This is a genomic window from Merdimmobilis hominis, from assembly GCF_016901855.1.
Classification (GTDB): Bacteria; Bacillota; Clostridia; order Oscillospirales; family Ruminococcaceae; genus Paludihabitans.
The window spans coordinates 1-1,395 of sequence record NZ_JACJKY010000050.1 but is presented as its reverse complement, the minus strand read 5'-3'; the positions used below and the strand labels follow the sequence as shown (position 1 = coordinate 1,395).

The window sequence follows — 1,395 nt, the reverse complement described above, 5'->3', positions numbered from 1 at the left end:
AAAAGACGGAAACGCAGACTGCTGCGATCAATGCGACCGACAAAACAACGGCGACAATGATAAGATTTCGTTTGTTTGTTTTTGTCATGGGAGGCACCTTCTTTTAAAAAGAGGACGCTGGATTATTTATTCACGCCAAGCTGTTTTTTGATAAATCCAGAGGTGAACAGTTCATCATCCGGGACAGTAAAAACATAGAGTTGTTCCGGAGGGACTTCTTCATGTTTGCTGCGATAGTCCGCGGTATAGTTATTGTAAAGAAAGACTTCGGGGACATTGCAGAGTTCGAGATCGCTGTTGCACGAGATGATAAAATCTCTTTCCGTAATGGGAAAGTCATCGCCGACATTGGTGACAGTGATATAGACGTTGGCTGTAGTCAAATAGTTTTGACCCATACCGACGAAGCCGGTGTACTTCACATCCTGAAGCACAACGGGCTTTTCAAAGATTGCATCGATATACTGCTGTGCAAGCGGAGTGCCGGTGATATCTTTGTGAGCGGAATGTATTTTTTGCTGCTGTTCCTCCGTACCGACTGCATCGCCAAGCATTCGGTAGAAGGAAACAAGCGTTACCGATGTAATCTGATTTTTTGTAATCTGATTTTTTGAAGTTAGGCATAATAGATCGCCGATTGTTTTTCTTGGAAAATAAGCGGAAACGCAGACCGCAAAAGCAAGCGCCACGGAAAGAACAACGGCGATAATGGCGAGGTTTCGTTTTTCCTGTTTTGTCATATGGAAACACCTTCTTTCGATAAGGGTGGGAATTAGTCACCTACCCCCAGTTGTTCATTGATAAATGCGGAGGTGAATAATTCGTCGCCGGGGATTGTGAAGAAGTAAATCTGATTAGAATCTTTCCCATATTCTCCCTTCTCAAATTGCGCTCTAAGATATTCAGGCGTGTAATCATAAGCGATCATCACTTCATGGAAGTTACTGCACCGTTGTGGATATGCACAGCATTTTATCGGGATGCTTGTTTGACGGATCGGAAAATCGTCACCGCCGTCAATCGTGAGGTCGACTGTGACAACTTTGTAATCCGTGCCTTGAACATCTCTTCTTGATGGCGTGCATATTCCAGATTCTTGGAGGACTACAGGTTTCGAAAAGAGCGCATCAACGTACTGCTTGCCGAGAGGGGTATCAGAGATATCGAGCTGTTTGTTGTATACCGTTTCTCCGACAGGATCAACGACGGTTACGTTTGTACGATGAACAGAAGAAATCGTGATCTGTTTGATCTGATCTTTTGAGGTGAGATACAAAAGATCAGCAATCGTTTTTTTCGGGAAAAAGACGGAAACGCAGACTGCTGCGATCAATGCGACCGACAAAACAACGGCGACAATGATAAGATTTCGTTTGTTTGTTTTTGTCATGGGAG

At 43.9% G+C, this 1,395-nt stretch carries 2 protein-coding genes; both read right to left on the bottom strand.

Annotated elements, in window-relative coordinates; translation table 11 throughout:
• Nucleotides 1-122: 122 nt before the first annotated feature.
• Complete coding sequence (locus tag H6A12_RS12960) at nucleotides 123-740, bottom strand: hypothetical protein (protein WP_204448423.1); 618 nt, start codon at nucleotides 738-740, stop codon at nucleotides 123-125.
• Between the two features lie 32 nt (nucleotides 741-772).
• The coding region (locus tag H6A12_RS12955) for a hypothetical protein (RefSeq protein WP_204448422.1) at nucleotides 773-1,395 on the bottom strand (623 nt) is incomplete at its 5' end.

Coding starts and splice junctions, on each gene's coding strand:
- H6A12_RS12960 (WP_204448423.1), bottom strand. CDS start 740: ATGACAAAACAGGAAAAACGAAACCTCGCCATTATCGCCGTTGTTCTT.